11 protein-coding genes are annotated in these 19,966 nt (G+C 70.7%); 6 read left to right on the forward strand and 5 right to left on the reverse strand.

Going from position 1 to position 19,966, the window contains the following annotated elements:
- The first annotated feature begins 44 nt into the window (after positions 1 to 44).
- Complete coding sequence (locus ACFKCF_RS07735) at positions 45 to 1,823, forward strand: ABC transporter ATP-binding protein (protein WP_394492110.1); 1,779 nt, start codon at positions 45 to 47, stop codon at positions 1,821 to 1,823.
- On the forward strand, positions 1,820 to 3,571 hold the full coding sequence (locus tag ACFKCF_RS07740) for an ABC transporter ATP-binding protein (protein ID WP_394492112.1): 1,752 nt from the start codon (positions 1,820 to 1,822) through the stop codon (positions 3,569 to 3,571). The genes ACFKCF_RS07735 and ACFKCF_RS07740 overlap by 4 nt, the downstream gene beginning before the upstream one ends.
- A 6-nt stretch (positions 3,572 to 3,577) precedes the next feature.
- Here the strand turns inward: ACFKCF_RS07740 and ACFKCF_RS07745 are convergent, their stop codons facing one another.
- From ACFKCF_RS07745 to ACFKCF_RS07755, 3 genes are all read right to left on the reverse strand, one after another.
- Entirely contained in the window at positions 3,578 to 4,312 is a 735-nt protein-coding gene (locus ACFKCF_RS07745; protein WP_394492115.1) for an NAD-dependent epimerase/dehydratase family protein, read from the reverse strand.
- Positions 4,313 to 4,428: 116 nt separating this feature from the next.
- Entirely contained in the window at positions 4,429 to 5,511 is a 1,083-nt protein-coding gene (locus ACFKCF_RS07750; protein ID WP_394492117.1) for a HesA/MoeB/ThiF family protein, read from the reverse strand.
- A gap of 194 nt (positions 5,512 to 5,705) precedes the next feature.
- Positions 5,706 to 6,467: a phosphotransferase gene (locus ACFKCF_RS07755; protein ID WP_394492120.1), complete on the reverse strand. Its 762-nt coding sequence runs from the start codon at positions 6,465 to 6,467 to the stop codon at positions 5,706 to 5,708.
- 334 nt (positions 6,468 to 6,801) lie between these two features.
- Here ACFKCF_RS07755 and ACFKCF_RS07760 point away from each other — a divergent pair, with 334 nt between their 5' ends.
- Positions 6,802 to 7,788: a polyprenyl synthetase family protein gene (locus ACFKCF_RS07760; RefSeq protein WP_394492122.1), complete on the forward strand. Its 987-nt coding sequence runs from the start codon at positions 6,802 to 6,804 to the stop codon at positions 7,786 to 7,788.
- 104 nt (positions 7,789 to 7,892) lie between these two features.
- On the opposite strand, the gene ACFKCF_RS07765 is transcribed toward ACFKCF_RS07760, so the two are convergent.
- On the reverse strand, positions 7,893 to 10,796 hold the full coding sequence (locus tag ACFKCF_RS07765; protein WP_394492125.1) for a choice-of-anchor L domain-containing protein: 2,904 nt from the start codon (positions 10,794 to 10,796) through the stop codon (positions 7,893 to 7,895).
- Between the two features lie 294 nt (positions 10,797 to 11,090).
- On the opposite strand from ACFKCF_RS07765, the gene ACFKCF_RS07770 reads away from it, so the two are divergent.
- Entirely contained in the window at positions 11,091 to 13,694 is a 2,604-nt protein-coding gene (locus ACFKCF_RS07770; RefSeq protein ID WP_394492128.1) for a M4 family metallopeptidase, read from the forward strand.
- Between the two features lie 8 nt (positions 13,695 to 13,702).
- A complete protein-coding gene (locus ACFKCF_RS07775; protein ID WP_394492130.1) occupies positions 13,703 to 17,206 on the forward strand; it encodes a S8 family serine peptidase in 3,504 nt (1,167 codons plus the stop codon).
- An 85-nt stretch (positions 17,207 to 17,291) separates the two neighbouring features.
- Here the strand turns inward: ACFKCF_RS07775 and ACFKCF_RS07780 are convergent, their stop codons facing one another.
- Entirely contained in the window at positions 17,292 to 18,776 is a 1,485-nt protein-coding gene (locus ACFKCF_RS07780; RefSeq protein WP_394492133.1) for a hypothetical protein, read from the reverse strand.
- Between ACFKCF_RS07780 and ACFKCF_RS07785 the strand changes: the two genes are divergently transcribed.
- Positions 18,765 to 19,505, forward strand: a complete 741-nt coding sequence (locus tag ACFKCF_RS07785; protein WP_394492135.1) for a hypothetical protein — start codon at positions 18,765 to 18,767, stop codon at positions 19,503 to 19,505. The two genes, ACFKCF_RS07780 and ACFKCF_RS07785, sit on opposite strands and share 12 nt — an antisense overlap.
- The last annotated feature ends 461 nt before the right edge of the window (positions 19,506 to 19,966 follow it).

Genomic DNA, 19,966 nt, shown 5'->3' on the forward strand with positions numbered 1-19,966 from the left:
GCGAGAGATTGGAAAGTTTTATCGGCCTTGCCTGAGGGATGCCCATGCGAGAAAGGCTGGACCTGCTGAGGCTCTTCCGCTACGCGGGCCCGGCGGTGACCATCGCGCTGGTCGTGATGGTCCTCATCGATGCGGTGGTGCCCGCGGGCATCGCACTCGCCGTCCAGGAACTGGTGGCGGCGGACGGCCGATCCGCGCTGGCGCCGGTGCTGCTCATGAGCGGCGTGGTGCTGGCCGGGCAGATGGCTCTGGCGTTCCGGTTCCCCGTGGGGCGGCTGGCGGCCGACCGCATCGACGGCGCGCACCGCACCCGGATCGCCGCCCTGGTGATGGGGGTGCCGACCGTGGACGTGGCCGAGCGGCAGGACGTCCAGGACCGGGTGAAGACGACCACGGCGGAGCCACGGGACTGGGTCGACAGGACCTCGGGCGACGGCGCCGTGAGCCAGCTGGAGCTGGTGGGCCATGCCGTCGGGCTGGCGGCGTCCTCGGTGGTGCTGTCCTGGTGGTCGTGGTGGCTGGTGCCGGCGACGGTCATCCCGGCGGTGTTCTTCCGCATGGTGCACGGCCGCCAGTGGGTCCGGCATTTCCGGATCTGGGTGGAGGGCGTCCTGTACCACCGGCGCTGGAAGTACTGGGGCGAGGTCGCCACCACGCCGGCGGCGGGCCGGGAGCTGCGCGTCTTCGGAGCGAGTGAATGGCTGCTCGGGCACTATACGCGTGACATGCGCACCCACGTGGATCCCGTGTGGGAGGACGACCGGCGGGTGCTGCGCGGGCTGTGGCTGGCGCTGTTCCTCCCGCTGGCCGGATGCGCCGTGGCCTTCACCTGGGTGGCCCTCGGCACGGCGGCCGGCCAGGGGAGCATCGCGCTGGAGGTGGCCGTGGTCACCGCGGCCTGGTCGGTGTTCAGCGTGGCCATCCGGACCGACGACGTGATCTCCCTGGAAGGAGCCCGGCCGGTCAGGCGGGCCGCCGGGGAGCTCGAGCGGATCAACCCCGCGCCGATCCCGCTGCGCGCGCACGCCGAGACCCCCGCGGTCCCGCCGCCGCTGCTGCGCTTGGAGAACGTGCGCTTCAGCTATCCGGGCCGGCAGGTGCTCAACGGCGTCGATCTGGAGATCAGGCCGGGGGAGCTGCTGGCGCTGGTCGGGCTCAACGGAGCGGGCAAGTCGACGCTGACCAAGCTGCTGGCCGGGCTGTACCGGCCCGACTCGGGCAGGATCCTCGCCGACGGGACGGACATCGCCGGCATCCCCGACTGGCAGTCCCGGCTGAGCGTGGTGTTCCAGGACTTCCTGAAATACCCCCTCTCCCTGCGCGACAACATCGCCCTCGGAGCCGCCGACCCCGGCCTGCTCTCCGACGTCGTCCGGGATGCCGGGCTGGTCCCCGTGGTGAGCCGGCTGTCCGGCGGCTACGACACGCCGCTGTCGCGCAGCCGTACCGCGGGGGTGGACCTGTCGGGCGGCCAGTGGCAGCAGGTCGCGCTCGCCCGCGCGCTCTACGCCACCCGCCGGGGGGCCAGGATCCTGGTGCTGGACGAGCCCACGGCCCACCTGGACGTCCGCACCGAGCACGACCTGTTCCAGCGGCTGCCGGACATCACCGAGGGGATCAGCGTGGTGCTGATCTCGCACCGCCTCTCGACGGTACGGCAGGCGGACCGGATCGTGCTGCTCGACGGCGGCCGGATCACCGAGTCCGGGACGCACGAGGAGCTCATGGCCGAGGGCGGGCAGTACGCCACCATGTACGCGCTTCAAGCCCAGCGCTTCAGCCAGGGATACGACGACCGGCTGGACGAAGGAGATCTCGCGTGAGGGAGTACGCGCGCCTGTGGCGTGAGCTGATCGTGCTGTGCCTGCAGCGCTATCCCGGGTCGACGGCCTTCCTGATCGGCTGGCACGTGGCCTCGACGGTCATGTTCGCGGCCGTGGGGCTCACGCTGCGCGCGCTGGTGGAGGCCACCCAGGCGGGCACCGCCACCGCCATAGGGGTGGCGGCGCTGGGCGCCGCGCTGGTGCTCACCCTCAACCTCGGCGTCGAGCACATCGCCTACCTGCGGACCATCCACCTGGTCGAGCGGATCAGCCTCACCGAGGTGGAGCCCCGGATCCTGCGCGCGTGCGCGGAGCTGCCGCAGGTGCGGCACCTGGAGGAGCCCGAGTTCCTGGATCGGGTCACCACGTTGCGCGGCCAGTCCGGCGCGGTGGTGGACTGGGCGTGGTCGATCCTCCAGGCCGTCGCCGCCACGATCGGGCTGCTGGTGGCGCTCGTGGTGCTGGGCGGCGTGAACCCCTGGCTGCTCGCGCTGCTGCCGTGCGCGGCCGTACAGCTGGCCATGGAGCGGCACGGCCGCAAGAAGATCGCCGAAGAGGACCTGCGGTCGGCCGAAGACCTGCGCCTCCATCGGGACCTGTACGACGACATCTGCGTCAACCCGGCCGCGCTGAAGGAGCTGCGCGTCTACGGCGCCGCGGGGGAGGCGCTCAAGCTGCAGGCCGAAGCGTGGGAACGGGTCACGCGCTCACGCGCCCGCGCCGCCCTGATCGCCGCCGGCTGGTCGTCGGCGGGCTGGCTGGTCTTCGGCGCCGGCTTCACCCTGGCGATCTTCCTGGTCACGGCGACAGGCCGCCCGGGGGACATCATCCTGGCCGTGTCCATGGGCGTGCAGTTCCGCAACGTGGTCGAGCACGCGCTGCACCGATCCATGCAGGCCGGCGGGTACCGCCGGCTGCTGCGGCCCTACCTGTGGCTCATGGAGTACGCCCGCACGCACCGCGACACCGCCGACGCGGCCCCGCCCGCCCGGCTGCACCACGGGATCGAGCTGCGGAACGTGTCCTTCACCTACCCGGGGACCACCGAGCCCGTCCTCGAGGACCTGTCCGTGCGGCTGCCCGCCGGAGCGGTGGTCGCGGTGGTCGGCGAGTACGGTTCCGGCAAGACCACGCTGGTCAAGCTCCTGGCGAAGATGTACGCCCCGGACTCGGGCAGCATCCTCGTCGACGGCGTGGAGCTGTCGGCCCTGGACACCGACGGCTGGCGGGCCTCGATGAGCGCCGCCTTCCAGGACTTCGGCCGCTACTGCACCACCTTCGAGGACTCCGTCATGATGGGCGCGCCGGGCGACCTGAACGCCACGGTGCGCACCGCCGACGCCGAGGCGCTGGTCTCCCGCCTGCCCGACGGTCCCGCCACCGAGCTCGGCCGCCGTTTCGGCGGGATCGAGCTGTCGGAGGGCCAGTGGCAGAAGGTGGCGCTCGCCCGCTCCGGAGTGCGGGCGCGGCCCCTGCTGTTCGTCCTGGACGAGCCCACCGCGTCCCTGGACGCGCCGAGCGAGCACGCCATCTTCAGCCGCTACGCGCAGCGTTCCCGCGAACTCGCGGCCTCGAACGGAGCGATCAGCGTCATCGTCTCCCACCGTTTCTCCACCGTGGCCGACGCGGACCTCATTCTGGTGATGGCCGCCGGAAAGCTGGTGGAGTCCGGCAGGCATGACGAACTGCTCACCCGGAACGGCATTTACGCGGACCTCTACGGCATTCACGCGGCCGCGCACGCCTGAGCTTGTTCAGGAACGGTAATAGCGGTCGATGACGCGTCGATAGTAGGTCGGCGAGAAACCCATCCGGGCCGTCGACGGCGCGTGTTGCGCCATTCGTTTCGTTGACACGTTGTAGTCGTTCGCCGGGATGTCCACATAGACCTTGGTGACGGCTCGGCCGGACAGTTCCGTCAGATAGGAGATGATTTCTTCGGCGGTCACGGGATGGCCCGAGGCGACGTTGACCGTCGCGTGACGGAGGTCGCCGGACAGGAGTTCCGCGGCGATGGACACGAGGTCCGCGACGTCGACGAGATCGCGGCGCGCCCCCCGGTAGACGGTCACCGCACCGTCTTTCACCTGGGAAAACAGTGCGGGGAGCAGCTGGTGCCGCCGTTGGTGCGGTCCGACGACCTCCGTCACCCGGAGGATGAGATGATCCACTCCGGAGGCCCGTATCACTTTCTCCATCTCCACCTTGTGCCGCCCGTACGCGGTGGTGGGGCGGACCGGGTCTTCTTCCGAACAGGGCGATCCGCCGCCGTTTCCATAGAGATGCGCCGACGCGGTGGAGAAGTAGAGCAGCCGGCGTCGCCGCGCCCTGCCGATGACCTGGTGGAGCAGATCGGCTTCCCGGCGAAATTCCGTCGCCTCGGTGGTGGTGGACCGTGACACCCCGGCGGCGAACACCACCACATCATCCGGCACCGGCTGAGAATTCACGAAAGCCCGGGCAATCATTCCGTCGCCGACAACCTCCATGAAAGCTATTCTCGTATAACGGCAAGCATTCGGGGAGTATTCGCGGCGTTATTTCCCGGGGTTTTCTCGTTCGGCTCGCCCGCCAAGGCGATCAGGGCCGTCCGGTCGCCGGTACCTCACCCGCAGGTGGGGCAGTCGGGTCGCCTCGGGATGGGCCGCGAGCGGATCTCCAGCGGCCAGAAGTCCACCTCGCTCCACCGCCCGCTCAACGCCGGGGGCAGCCCCGCCAGGACGCGGATCGCCTCCCAGGCCAGAATCGTGCCGACGAGCCCGCACAGCGCTCCGATGGCGCCCGCCTTCTGCCGCTTGCCGACCAGCGACTCCACCCGGTCGCGCCCGTGGTCGGCGAAGGTCTCGGCGCGCACACAGGTCCAGCAGGCGGTCTCCCCGGGCAGGACCGTCGTGCCGAGCACGCCGATGTGGTAGGCGTACCCCGTGCCCAGGATGTGCGGCACGTCCGGCCAGCAGGCCTCGCTGACCCACGTGGCCGTGTCGTTGGGCGTGGGCAGGTCGATCGCGTTGATCACGATGTCCGCCCCGTCCACCAGGTCGGCGAGGTCGGCGGCGGAGGTGACGCGCCGGTCGAAGGTCTCGGCCGTGACGAAGGGATTGGCGGCCCGCAGCCTGGACGCGGCCGCCTCGACCTTGGGCGCTCCCACGTCGGCGACGCAGAACAGGGTCTGCCGGGTCAGGTTCGACGGCTCGACCCGGTCGAAGTCGCACAGGCGGATGGTGCCGACACCCGCGTTCGCCAGGCAGAGCGCGACCCAGCCGCCGAGCCCGCCGACCCCGCACACCACCGCGGTCGAGCGGTCGATGCGCTCCTGCAGCTGCACGCCGCTGGAAAGGTCGGTGAGGCCCTGGTCGCAGAAATCCTGGAGCAGCCGCAATTGGCGGTCGTAGAATTGGGCGCGATCGTCCCCGAGCCGCGCGAACGAGCCCTCGAGATGGCCGACCCGGCTCAGCAGCTGCTCTTCCGTGAGGATTTGCAGCACCTCGCCGAGCGGCTGCGAGTCACCGACGGACCGCGCTATCTCGGCATATGTGCGAGTGCCGTCCAGAAGTGTTATCACCCGTTTCACAAAAGCGTCGGCGGCGAATCTCTTCACCGTTCTGTCCGCCGTGCACAGGAAGAGCAGTTCGTCGCCCTCGGCCTGGACGATCACGCTTTCCCGCAGGCGGGGGCGCCAATCCGTCACGTGTTCCTCCGAGCGCGGGTGAGGTGAAACACCTCACCCGCGTGCGCTGTCAGTTGCCGGCGGAATTCGAAGCGGTGACCGCGCCGACGCGCATGCTCGTCTCTTCGAGCTTCACCATGACCGGACGTCTTCTCATGGCCCCACCTCTCGTCCGAACGGATTCCTTCACTGCATTCTCTCCATGACGGAACTTTTTACAAGGGAAATTCGGCCAACTCTTGAATCGCCTGGTCGAGGTCGTCGGCGACGCCGCGTTCGTACAGCTGGACGTAAAGCTCGTCGGGGCCGCGGCCATATCTGCGTATCTGGCCGGCCCGCACGCGCAGGCGTGCCTGCGCCTCGCGGACGATCTCCTCGGGGCCGCCGCGCCAGCCGTACTCCTCGAGGAAGAGGCGCAGCCGCTCCGGCCGGGCGGCGTGGTCGCCGAAGCCGTCGGCCGCCGCCGCGCGCCGCGCGTACAGCGGCACCCAGGCGATGGCCACCCACGCCACGTCCGAGTCCGGGGTGACCGGCCCGGCGAAGTCCCAGTCGAAGAAGCCGGTCAGCCTGCCCTCGTGCCACGCGGCGTTGAACGGGCCGGCGTCGTTGTGCGCGATGATCTTCCCCGGTGTCCATGACCCTCCGAGCCGCCAGCGCGCCGGGGGAGAGGGCACGTAGTCGGCCACGGCCTCGTGGTAGTCGCGCAGCCAGCGGGCCACCTGGACCAGCGCGTCCTCGCTCCACGCCCACACGGGCCACGGTGGCTCGCCGGCGATCTCGCCCGCCAGGTAGGTGAGGATCTCCCGGCCCTCCGCGTCCACGCCCAGGACGCGGGGCGCGCCGCCGAACCCCTTGCGCTCCAGGTGCCGCAGCAGCTCGTGGACCGACGCCGACCACGCGCGCACCGGCCTTCGCACCGTGGCGCCGATCCGCACCACGGCCTGGTCGTTGCCGCCCATGAGCTGCTCAGCGGCCATGACCGTACCGAGTCGCGATCTCGACGGCGAGCGCGCGTACGGTCGGTTCGCGGTGGCTCCGCATATCACCGGTCCCCGGGTCAGCCATGTGCCGGCCAGCGATCTCCACCATAATTTTCCCGCTCGGGTCTGTCCATGATCCCGGGGAGCGGGTCCGGCCACGGGATTTCCGGCGGTGTGAGCCGGTGGTTCTTCGGTCAGCCCGCCGGCTTCCCCGATCGCTGACCCGCGCACCGCCGATCCGTGCGCCCTGAGCCGGCCATGGCGTCTCCCCGTGATGTGGATCTCGGGGTTAGAGTCTGCCGGATCATGAAATATCACGGAGAAGGCGGATATGTCGGCTATCGAGCAGCTGAAGTTAACCGACCCTGACCTGGCGGAACGCCTGCGCAAGAGTATGGCCGAAGTGGAGGCCAGGCTGCACGTGGCAGCCGCGGAATCGCCCGACCTCCTGGTGAGCCGGACGGCCGGTTACCTCCTGGGCGCGGGCGGCAAGCGGTGGCGCCCGCTCCTGGTGCTGCTGGGCGCCCAGTTCGGCGACCCGGAGCGCGACTCGGTGCCGACCGCCGCGGCGGTCGTCGAGCTCGTCCACGCCGCCTCGCTGTACCACGACGACGTGATGGACGAGGCGCCGCTGCGCCACGGGGTGCCCAGCGCTCACACCCGCTGGAACAACAAGATCGCGATTCTGGCCGGCGACCACCTGGTGGCCCGCGCCGCCACGCTCAGCCTGGGCCTGGACGAGCAGGCGCGCCGCGCCCAGGCCGAGGCCTTCGAGCGGCTGGTGATGGGGCAGGTCAGGGAGGTGGCGGGCCCGCGTCCCGGCCAGGATCCTGTCGCGCACCACCTGGAGGTCGTACGCGACAAGTCCGCCTCCCTGATCGCGCTGTCCGTACGGCTGGGCGGCATCTGCGGGGGTGCCGACGCCGGCACGGTCGCGGCGCTGGGCGAGTACGGCGAAGCACTCGGCGTGGCCTTCCAGCTGTCCGACGACGTGATCGACATCGTCTCCGGAGCGGACCGGGCGGGCAAGGCGGCGGGGACCGACCTGCGTGCCGGCGTGCTGACCCTGCCCGCCCTGCTGGCGCTGCGGGAGGGCGGGCGGCTCGGCGAGCTCCTGGCCACCGGCCCGCTGCAGGACGCCGAGCTGCACGCCGAGGCGCTGGAGCTGTTGCGCTCGTCGGCCGGCCTGGCCGCCGCAGGGTCGGAGGCGGCCAGGTACGCGGCCGAGGCGCGCTCGGCCGCCGGCCGGCTCCCCGACTGCCCGGCCAAGCAGGTCCTGGAGGCTCTGTGCGAGCTGGTGTCCTCCCGCGCGGCCTGACAGGAGGACGCGACCGCTGACCCGGGACGCTCGCCGAGACGGGCGCACGGACGCCGACCCGGGGCTGTCGTCGCGGGCCGGGTCGGCGTCCGGTGGGGTTCCGGTCAGAGGTTGAGCGGGATCTTCACGTACGAGCCGTCGATGTTGCCCGCCTTGTCGATGCTCCGCAGGTGGAGCGTCCAGGTCCCGGTGGAACCGGTGGGCTTCATCCAGTAGAACGGCAGGCCGTACGTGGAGTACTGCGGGGTGTCGTCCGGATCGCTGGACACGATGGCCCACTCGATCCGCCCCACGCCCGACCCGCCGGAGTCGGTTGCGGAGGCGGCGATGTGCACCCGCTTCCTGCCGTCGTACACGTCGTACCCGAGCGTGACGTCGGTGTCGGGCGCGGTCTCGTCGTCCGCCGCCGAACCGGTCACCGTGGGCAGCGGGTCCTGGGCCGGGCAGCCCGAGTCGCACGGCGTGACGGAGACCCGGGTCGCGGGCACCGTGACGCCGGCGCCGTTGAGGGTGATGTGGTCGTTCGGGCCGATGAGGATGGGCTCGTAGGGGATGGTCGAGGTGATGACGCCGTTCGCGTACGTGCGCAGCCGGATGTAGACGTAGCCGAAGTCCGTCGAGGTGATGGTGGCCGCGGCCTTGCCCTGGGTGAGGAAGGCGGAGATGCGTTTGTACGGGCCGACGCCCGCGGCGTAGGAGCTGCCGGGGATGTCCTCAAGCTCGACCTCGGTCGACGGGTCGGTGAACCCGGTGCGCAGCCCGCCCGCGTCGGTGAGCAGCAGGTTGACCGGGCCTCTGACCTGCACTTCGGTGCCCGTGAGCCCGCCGGCGGCGGCCGCCTGGACGGTGTCGTCCTGCTGCGCCGCGAGGGCGGCCGTGGTGGGTCCTTCGCCCTGGATGGCGTTGACGGCGTCGTAGACGACCTGCGACTCGTTGGGCAGCTCGACGTGGCCGATGCCGGAGTAGGCGGGCTCGGTCACGGAGTTGCCGCGCAGCCCCGCGGTGAGCCGGGCCGAGCCGAGCGGCACGGTGCCGTCGCCGAGGTCACTCCAGTTGATCATGACGCCGGTGCCGTTGACGCAGCCGTCCCACCAGCCCTTCTTCTCGTTGCAGTGCGCTTCGGGAAACTCGTCGAAGCTCACCGGGGTGGTCACGCCGGTGCCCACCAGGCGGGTCAGGCCGACCCTGGAGTCGGCCGGGTTCCAGGCGTCTGCCGCCCGGTGCCAGGCGCGGGCCTTGTCGATCAGCGCCAGGTTCTTGTCGCTGAGCATGTCACGTACCTGGTCGGGGGTGAGCGGTCCGCCCGGTACGCGGTTGACCGGCGGCTCGACCACGGTGTGGTAGTTGTCGGAAGGCAGCAGCTCCAGGAAGCCGGGGAAGTTCTTGGTGATCTTCGCGGCCTGGTTCCTGTTGAGCAGGCAGCGGCCGGCGGTCAGGTCGATCACGCAGGGCGTCTTGTAGTGCATGACGCCCAGTGCCTTCGCGGCGCCCAGGTACGGCGTGGCGATGGTGGAGATCCGGTTGATCTTGCCGACGGAGCGCTGCATGCGGGTGGCGGCCAGCGTCACCAGCCCGCCCTGGGAGTGGGCGATGATGTTGACCCGGTCGGCGCCGGTGGCCTGCCGTACCGACTCGATCCGGTCCAGCAGCTGGTTCGCGTTGTGGTCCGACGACTTGCGCCAGTCCACGGGATTGAGGAAGAGGTTCTCGCCCGGCTGCGGGTTCTCGATGTCGCCCAGCACGTACCCGGCGTTCTGCAGGTGGGTGACGGTGCCCGCGTAGATGGATTTGATGCCGAGGATCTTCATGATGACTTCGGAGGCGTAGACGCCGTTGCCCTTGGCGTCGGTCTCCCCGTCGTCGTTCAGCATGATGTTGTCGAGGTGCGCGTCGCTCAGGCTGAGCAGCTTGGCCAGGGTGCCGGGCCAGTACTCGGTGCTCGCGTCCCTCAGCTTGGACCCCATGATGCCCGGCACGAAGATCACCGGCTTGGTGACGGGCTTGGCGCCGGTGCCGCAGGCGGCCGGCTCGTCCTGGGTGTAGGTGAGCTTGCGTACCAGCGCGGCCGAGTCGTAGACGGCGTCGTGCTGGTCGAAGATCGACAGGTACAGCTTGTGCGACCCGCCGGTGATCGGCGTGGAGGCCTTCATCAGCGGCGTGGCCCCGTCGTACGTCGTCCCGGCCCCGGCCGAGGCGGACATCGCCAGCAGGCCGGTCGTGTTGGTGGAGATGACGTTGCCGGAGGGGTCGAAGGCGAAGTTGTCCGGCGCCAGGATGGTCGACTCGTCGGTGGTCCAGGTGCTGCGGTCCAGCTCGGCGACGAAGCCGTCGTTGTAGGCGGACCTGACGAACTCTGGGAACTCCTCGCTGAAGTACTTGACCTCGAAGGTCATGCACTTGGCCCAGGTCGGGACGTCCAGGTCGACCCGGAGCACGGTGACGTCGTAGGCGCTGTCGCCGCGGACCTTGCCGCCGCCCGAGTCGCGCCCGTCGGAGTCGAACTGGTTGGCCTGCGGCGCGAGGGTGGCGTCGCCGGTGGTCAGCAGGGCGCCGGTGCCGGACAGGCCGCCGATGCCGGTGCCCAGGCCGTTGGTGCCGGTGGTGGGCGGGGTGGTGACGTAGGAGGCCGTGACCAGGCTGCTGTCGCCGACCAGCGCGCCGGCCAGCGCCCTGGCGCCGTCGGCGCCGGTGCCCACGGGGGTCACGCTGCTCGCGTCGACGTCCAGCGTGGTGACGCCGGCGGAAGAGCGGGCCTGCCGGGCCTTGCGCGCCTTGGCGGCACGCTCGCGGGCGGTCTTGCGGTCGGCGGGCCTGCCGACGGAGATCGTGTGGCGCTCCGACGAGGGCGCGACCCCTGAGGCCGGGGCGGTGGTGGACGGGGCGGTGGAGGACGAGGCAGGGGAGGGCTGGGCGGGGGAGGGGCTGGCGGGATCGGCGAGGGCGGGGGCGGTCAATCCGGTCCCTGCCATCGCGACGGCGAGCATGACCAATAAGAACCTGCGGCGCATCGGCTGCTCCAGGCTGGGTCGGGCCGTGAGAACGGACTTCGTTCCGGGCGTTCGTGTCACGGCGGGCCGGGACCAGCGACACCAAGATCAAAGCGGAGAAAACGTATACATCAACACGTACGCGGTCAAGTCCGAAAAATGGATATTGACGGAACATGACGGAGGCTCAATACTCCAGGTGATCAATTCCCCCGGCCTCACTACGGCGCCCGTGAGCACTGGTCGACGCATGCCTGTGTGCTGGCGGTCTGCACCCTTCCCGTTGTCACCCCCCGCACCTGTGTGGAGCATGCCATGCGCTTGGCCAAAAACGTTTTCCGTGCCTTATGGGTGGGTGGGCTCGCGGCCGCGGCCTGCGTCGCGGTGACATGGGCGATGCTGGCGCTGCTCGTCAGCGGCGCGGAAGGACTGGTCGGGAGCTTCCTGGCCAGAAGCGTGAACGGGGTCACCACCGCGGCGGCCGCCGCCACGGGCGGCCCGGTGGACTGGTGGTCGGCCACGCTGGCCTCCGGCGGCCGGATCTGGCCGCTCCGCTTCCTGTTCCAGGGCTCGCCGATGGTATTGCTCGCGCTCGGGCCCGTGGCGGCCGGCCTGACGGCCGGCCTGCTGACCCGGGGCAGAACCCGGCTGCTCGCCGCCTCGGCCGGGTACGCCGCCGTGATCACCACCGTGGCCACGGTCACCGCCCTGATGTGGCCCGGCGAGCTCGCGGCGGTCAGCACGCCCTGGCCGATCGCGTTCGCGCTCGCCCTGGCCTGGTGCTTCACCGCCGGGCTGGTCGGCCAGGCGGCGCGCCGCGTGAAGGTCGTGGCGGCCGGTGCGGTCGTCCTGCTGATCGCGCAGTTCTCCGTCTCCGGTTCCGCGGTCGCCGCCCCGCCGGCGAAGGCGAAGAGCGAGCTGCCGGTGGCCATGGCGGCCGCGGGCCCGCCCGAGCCCGCTCCGGTCGGCTACTTCCGTCCGGGCGTGACCGAGGCGCTGGCCAAGGTGGGGATCTCCAACGCCGCGGACGGAGCGAAGATCGCCGCCGACACCGGCGTCACCATGGCCAAGGACCCCTGGCTGGGCGTGCCCACGATGCTGAGCATGCGGAGCCCCGCCGGCAAGGACGTCAAGAGCTGGCTGCGCGCCAACGCCGGGCTCATGGCGGCCAAGGATCCCGTCGCCCAGCTCACCGAGCTGCCCGCCAGGCCCAAGGACCCGCTGGGGCTCAAGCACGACTGGTTCCAGCAGCAGATCGACGGCGTGCCCGTGTACGGCGCGCGGGTCGGCGTACACCGCGACGCCAAGGGCAAGACCGTGCTCAGCCTGACCAACAACTTCATCCCCGACCTGGCCCCCACCGGCACCAAGCCGACCCTCGCCGCCGCGTCCGCCGTGACCGCCGCCGGCCGGGCCATGCCGGGCGCGAAGGCGGGCGCGGCGCCCGAGCTCCTGCTGCTGCCCGACGAGCCGGACCCCGGCAAGCCGGTCGCGGCCACGCTGGTCTGGCGGGTGCCGATGGTCGCCGACGACGGCCGTTCGACGGTCTTCTTCGTCGACGCGCTCAGCACCGGGCGGATCGTCAAGTTCGAGCCCGGCCACCTGGAGTACAAGAACCGCAGCGTCTGGGACCTGGACAACAACCCGCGTCCCAGCGGCGGACCGGCCAGGACCGAGGGCGAGGGCCCGGTGTCCCAGCCCGACGTCAACGCCGTCTACGACCACAGCGGCCGCTTCTACGACTACCTGTCGAGCACCTTCGGCCGCGACAGCTGGGACGGCGAGGGCGGCAAGATGAACTCCTACGCCCGCTACTCCAACGACCGCAACCACCAGCCGGTCAAGAACGCCTTCTTCGACCCGCTGACCGGCGAGACCATGTTCGGCGAGGGCACCGCCACGCTCACCATCGTCTCCCACGAGTGGCAGCACGGCGTCACCCACTCCAGCGCCGGCCTGTTCTCCTTCTTCCAGGGCGGCTCGCTCCACGAGAGCTTCTCCGACGTCTTCGCGGCCTTCACCGAGTACAAGGTCAAGGGCAGCACCAGCTGGAAGGCGGGCGAGGGCAGCTCGCTCGGCGTCATCCGCGACCTGGCCAACCCCAGCGCGCTCAGCTATGACGGCAAGCCACACCCCGACCACTACAGCAAGTACTGGCTGGGCTGCGCCGACGGCGGCTGGGTGCACTTCAACAGCCTGATCCCCAGCCACGCCTGGTACATCCTGGCCACCCGCGTCGGCATCGACAAGACCCAGGAGATCGCCTACCGCGACCTCACCACCCAGCTCGGCCCGCGCTCGCGCTTCTCCGACACGCGCGCCGGCGCCATCCAGGCGGCCGCGGACCTGTACGGCAAGAACTCGCCCGAGATGCTGGAGACCTGGCGCGCCTTCGGCGCGGTCGGGATCGACGGCAGCTACGAGTCGCCGCGCCAGGAGTGCATGTGCTTCGCCGACGAGTCGCTGACCGGCGTCGGCCTGGAGGCTCTGGACCCCGACGGCGCCGACACCGACGCGACCGTGGCCGGCCTGCTGCGCGTCCGCGACATCTTCGAGAACGCCGAGTCCGGTGCCGTCATGCACTACGCGCAGCTGTACGCCCGGGCCAACAGCCGCGCCATGGAACTGCTCACCACCAGCGACACGCTCCGCAGGCAGACCGCCCACCTCATGCAGAGCATGGAACCGGCCTTCCGCACGGTCAACACGCCGCAGGGCGACCTGACCACCGTCACGCAGGGGCAGATCGACGAGATCAACGCGCTGGTCAACGCCTATCTCGAGGCTGACATCGACGCGGGCAGCGACGGCACCTGGACGGCTCTGGCCCGCTCGGAACTCGAGTACGCCAACATCCAGTCGATGGTCGGCATGTCGGTCAACGAGGCGTACGCCTACCTCGAATCACTCTTCGACTAAGGAAACACATGCGCCGCCGCCTCCTGACGGCCCTCTGGCTGGTGCCCGCGTTACTGCTGGGCTCAGCCGTGCCGGCCGCCGCCGAGAACGACCCCCTGCCCGACCGGCTCGACCGCGCGGTCGCCGCCAAGCTCGCCGAGCACGACACCACCGACGTGTTCGTGATGCTCAAGGAGAAGGCGGACCTGTCCGGCGGGCGGTCGCTACGCGGCCATGCCGCCAAGGCGGAGCACGGCTTCCGTACGCTGCGCTCGACCGCCGAGCGCAGCCAGCGCGGCCTGCGCTCCTTCCTCCAGGACTCCAAGGCGATCTTCACGCCGTACTGGCTGGTCAACGCCGTGCTGGTGCGCGGCGCCGACGCCGGCCTGGTCAAGCGGCTGGCCGAGCGGCCCGACGTGGCCCGGGTACGGCCGGCTGGCAGCGTCTCGCTGCCGGAGCCCGAGCGCTCGGTCAAGGCCGTGGCCCAGGTCGCGGGCGCGGAGTGGGGCGTGGACGCCGTCGGCGCCCCGCGCGTCTGGTCCGGTTTCGGCGCCAAGGGCGAGGGCATCGTCGTCGCCACGATCGACTCCGGCGTTCAGTACGACCACCCCGCCCTGGCGGGGCAGTACCGCGGGCGCAAGGCCGACGGCGGCTACGACCACAACTACAACTGGTTCGACCCGACGCTGGTCTGCGGCGTGCCTTCGGCGACGCCGTGCGACAACAACGGGCACGGCACCCACACCATGGGCACCATCGTCGGCGCGGGCGGGATCGGGGTGGCGCCCGGCGCCACCTGGATCAGCGCCAAGGGCTGCGAGTCGAGCAGGTGCAGCGACGTCTTCCTGCTGGAGGCGGGCCAGTGGATGCTGGCGCCCACCGACCTGGAGGGCAACAACCCGCGTCCCGACCTGGCGCCGCACCTGGTGAGCAACTCCTGGGGCGGTGACGCGGGCGACCCCTTCTACCAGGAGATCGTGAACTCCTGGGTGGCCTCGGGCATCTTCCCGCTCTTCGCCGCGGGCAATGCCGGCCCCGAGTGCGCCACCGCGCACTCGCCCGGCGACTACGCCAACACCTACGCCGTCGGCGCCTACCAGTCCGACGGGAAGATCGCCGACTTCTCCAGCCGCGGCGACCCCGAGGGCACGGCGATCAAGCCCAACATCACCGCGCCAGGCGTGGCCGTCCGCTCGTCCGTGCCCGGCGGCGGCTACTCGGCCTACAGCGGCACCTCCATGGCCACGCCCCACGTGGCCGGAGCGGTGGCGCTGCTGTGGTCGGCCGCGCCCACCCTGCGCGGCGACATCGCCGCCACCAGGCGGGCGCTGGACGAGACCGCCGTCGACGTGACCGACTACAGCTGCGGCGGCGACAGCTCGAACAACCGGGTCTGGGGGCAGGGACGGCTGGACGCCTTCGCCGCCGTGACCTTCGCGCCGCGCGGTCAGACCGGCACCCTCGCCGGGACCGTCCGCGACGCCACCGGCGCGGCCGTGCCGAAGCCGACCGTGACCCTGACCGCCTCCGGCGTCAAGCGGACCCTCACCGGCGGCGCCGACGGGACCTTCAGCATCCCGCTGCCTCCCGGCTCCTACGAGGTCAGCGCCTGGGCCTTCGGCTTCGCGCCGGCCACCGGCACCGCCACCGTGGTCTCCGGCGCCACCGCCACCCGCGACCTGTCCCTGGCCACGGTCCCCCGCTACGACGTCTACGGGGAGGTCCGGCAGGCCGGCGGCGAGCCGCTGCCGGGCGCGGTGGTCACCATCGAGGGCACCCCCTACGCCCCGGTCACCACCGAGTCGGACGGCGCCTTCGCCATGCTCGGCGTCCCCGTCGGCACCTGGCGGGTGAACGTGCAGGGAGCCAGGTGCGGCGCCTCCACCACGGTGACGCTCGTGGTCGACTCCGACGAGCTGCTCCAGATCGACACCCCGCTGCGCAAGGACGCCTTCAACAACAAGTGCGACGTCATCCCGACGCTCAGCTGGGAGCCGGGCACCACCGCGCTGGCGCTGACGGGTGACGACGCGGGCGTCGCGGTCACGCTGCCCTTCACCTTCCCGCTGTACGGCAAGCCGTACACCAAGGCGTGGATCTCCACCAACGGCTTCATCAACTTCCAGCGGCTCAGCACCCTGTCCATCAACGGTCCGATCCCGAGCGGCGGCCTGCCCAACTCCGCGATCTACGCCTTCTGGGACGACCTCGTCGTGGACTCCTCGGCGCAGGTGCTCACCGCCACCCTCGGCGCCGCGCCCAACCGGCGCTACCTCGTCGAGTGGCGCAACGTCAGCCTGGTCTCCCAGCCCGCGGCGCGGCTCACCTTCTCCGCGGAGCTGCACGAGAACGGGCAGATCCTCATCCAGTACAAGTCGCTGTCGAGCGGCCTGATGCCACGCGGCTCCTCGGCCACGATCGGCATCGAGAACAGCACGGGAACGCTCGGCTTCGAGTACTCCAGCAACGTGCCCGTACTGCGCTCGGGCATGGGCATCCGCTTCTACGGCGCGGGCGTCGTGCAGGGCGTGGTACGCGACCCCGCCGGCACACCCCTCAAGGGCGTCGAGGTCGGCTACGCCATGCCGAACGATTCGACGCTCATGGAGCAGGCCGTCACCGATGCCACCGGCGCGTACCGCCTGTTCCCCCTGCCGGGCGAGTACACGGTCTCGATCGCCTCCAGCGACTGGGAGTACTACTCCTCCAAGGTCACGCTCGGTGAGGAGGGACAGGTCGTCGACCTCGACATCACCCTGTATCCCAGCAGCAACGACATCTCCGGCGTCGTCAGGGACAGCTCGGGCAAACCCCTGCCCGGGGTGAGCGTCGCGGTCATGGACCGCAACATCGCGGTCTCGAGAACGGACGAGACCGGCGCCTACCGGCTGACCGGCGTCCACGGCGGCACCCAGTGGATCCAGGTGTTCGCGCGGGCCTGCGAGGTGCTGGTCCAGAAGCGGCTGACGGTCACCGGAGACCTGGTCGTCGACCTGACGCAGGGCATGCCCGTCGACGACTCCGGCTTCGCCTGCACGCGCAAGCCACGCGCGTGGGTCGAGGGCACCGAGGTGATCGACGTCAACGCGTCCACCAGCGCGATGGTGCCGCTGCCCTTCTCCTTCCCGCTCTCCGGCGACACCTTCACCAGCGTGGGCGTCACCGGCCTCGGCATGCTGCTCTTCTACGACGCGCTGACCGGCGAATGGTCCTGGGCCGCGCCGTACACCGACAACCTGGCCTACGACGACCAGTCCTCGGTCCGCACGGCGACGGTGAACGGCACGTTCGTCGTCGAGTGGCGCGGCGTCCTGCTCAAGGGCACCGGGCTGCGCCTCACCTTCGAGGCGGTGCTCCATCCCGACGGGCGCATGGTGTTCCAGTACGGCGACCTGCCGGACGACCCGCGGATCCGCAACGGGGAGGGTGTCGTGGCGGTGTCCAACGCCTACGGGCCCGACGTGCTGCTGATCCGCGGCGCGCTCGACCCCGAGACGGCCTTCGAGGTCCGCCCGGCGCCTCAGGCGGCGTGAAAGGACGACCGGCGACCGCCCGCCGCACCGCCTCATGACGCGGTGCGGCGGGCGGTCGAAGTGCGGGGACGGGCCCCGCACTTCCTCAACGGGCGATGCGGTAGGCGCGGATGATCGTCTGGTCGACGGTGTTACCCGAGCTGTCGGTGGACCTGGCGCGCAGCGACACGAATCCGTCCGGCGCCGGGTGCTGAAGAACGAGCATGCCCTTCCCCCCGGAGTGCAGCGCCTTCGCCGCCTGCCACGTCACTCCGTCGTCATAGGAGACGTCCACGGACAGCGCGGTGACAGGGCCGGCCGCCGACCCGGACTGCGTCCGCACGGTGAACGGAACGGTGAACGGCCCTCCCGTGGGCGCGGCGTTCTGCTCGTCCAGGGCGGGAGCGAACCCGACGACCGACAGCGGCAGCGCCGTCCGCTTCCCGGCCTGGCCCTGGGCGGAGCGGAACGTCCAGGCGACCGTGGTACGGGTGGACAGCGTGGAGTCCGGTCCCCGCCCGGTCTCGGCCACGAGCCGGTACCGCGCGTCGGCGGGCGGCACCTCGACCCTGCCGAACAGGCTCTGCCCTTCGGCCACGAGGTGGCCGTCGCGATAGAGAACGCTGTGTTGCCTCGACGTGACGCCATGTCCGGGCCGCCCGGCGCCGTCGCCGTACAGGAGCGGCTGGTACAGGAGCACGTTGTCGGTCCGCGTGACCACCGGGGCGTCCGTGACGTTGTTGACCAGGGACGGCCCGAAGACGCCGCGGTTCCACTTCTCGGTGTAGGTGCGTCCCGCCTCGTACCGGGTCGGAGCCGAGTCCACGAACCCGAACTCGCCGGTGCTGTACTCCTTGAGCCCGTGCCGCCAGCGGATGCCGTCGTCGGTGTTGACGTACTCCGTGTGCGTGAACGGGGCGCGGAAATCGGTCATGAACCGGATGCCGAAGAACTGGCCGTCAGCGGGCACGGCGGTGCTCGCCACCTCGATCGTCGCGCCCCTCCGCTGTACGGCGTGATCGCGACGGACCGTCGCCAGTTCCTTCCGCGAGACGTCCCCGGTGAACCCCGTGGGCACGCCGCCGCGTACGAACCACGCCAGCCGGTAGGCCGACGGGCTGCCGTGCACGCTGCCGTCCGGCCCCGGCGTGGCCCACTGGCCGGCGACCCTGGTGAGCATGTCGTACGTCTGCGGCGGGCCCAGTTGCGCGACGGAGATCCGGTCGAAGGAGCGGGCCACCAGCCCGGCGGTGATCTCGCCGTCCAGCGTGTCGCGGGAGTAGGTCACCTCGCTGAGCAAGGAGATGGCCGACGCGTCCGGCACGCGTACGGAGAACGGGCGGGCCAGGCCCGCATCGAGCACGACCGTCCGCGGCGCGTCCAGCCGCAGGCCCGGATGGATCAGCAGGATGGAGCCCGCGGCCGAATCGGTGACGCTCTCGATCAGGTACGTGCCCTTGGGCAGCCGCAGGGTCACCGTGCTCTCCGGACCGCCGACCTGGATCGGCGACACGTCCGCCGTGGTCACGTCCATTCTCGTGACGGTCGTGAGTCCTGCGACCTGCTTCAGGGTCAGCTCGTGGCTCTCCACCTCCTTCACGACGCCGGCAAGCAACGCCTCGAACCGAGCGGCCGGTACACGCTGGAAGCGAGGGCCTCCACGGACATCTGGATCGCGCGCGACGGCGGCAGGCCCACCTGGTACATCACCCAGAACCTGGGTGTGCAGCCCGCGACGCCCCAGGACGAGCAGGCGTGGCGGGCAGCAGGCTCGCCGAGCAGCTGGACGTATTCCGGTGTGCCAGGCAGGGCACCGACCTTGCGCACCAAGCCGGACGAACCCGTGGCCGCCCGCCAGGACGGCGAGGGTTCGATGGGAACCCTGGCGAACAAGCCCATGACGCGCGCCGAACTGGCCAAGCTGCCGACCACCCCGGAGGGCCTGCGCGAATATCTGGAACCGCTGGTGACCGAGCAGCACGGCACGGAACCCGTGAACGCGGACGCCGAACTCTACGAAACCGGCGTGCGCCTCCTCATGAACCTTCCGGCCTCCCCCGAGACGAGGGCGGCGGCGTACCGCATGCTCGCCTCACTTCCCGGTACGACGGCGGAAGGCCAGGTCACGGACCCGCTCGGCCGTACGGGCCAGGCCGTCAGCCGCCGGCTCGCCAACGGCACGGACCGGATCATCGTCGACGCGGAGACCGGGGAACCGCTGACCTTCGAATCAACCATCAACGGAATGCGCACGTTCGAAGCGATCAAGAAGACCGGTTGGACGAACGAGGAACCCCCGCTGCCGCCCGGCAGGCAGTAGTCGCCTCTCCACCAGCACCCGCACGTCCCACGGCCCGGGCCACAGCTCCGCGCCCCCCACCGGCACCGCGACCGTGGCCCCGCCTCACGTCCACCCGCCCGTCGCCAATCCCCGGACATTCGTGCGGCCCCTGGGTGTCACCTGCTGTGGCGGATCGCTGCCCGTACGGCGGTGTAGATGACGACCCAGAGAGCCGCCAGAGGGATGAGGAACATGACGATGATCTCGATTAAGCCGACGTTAGGCATGCCTTCAACGTAAGGAGCCGTGATTGAAAAGCGCTTGACGGTCGCTTGCCCACGAAGCGCTGGGGCTGCGTCCGCCGTAGGCGGTCTCGACCCGGGGGCCTGGGGCGCTACGGCCATCCGTAGGTGCAGCGGCTGCGACCAGCCGATCAGCAAGCCGCCCCCCACCAGGTGTGGAATCGCCACCGTTGTCTTGCCGCTTCTGGTCAACGCCTT

Origin of the sequence: Nonomuraea sp. JJY05, from assembly GCF_043496855.1 — a bacterium.
Classification (GTDB): Bacteria; Actinomycetota; Actinomycetes; order Streptosporangiales; family Streptosporangiaceae; genus Nonomuraea.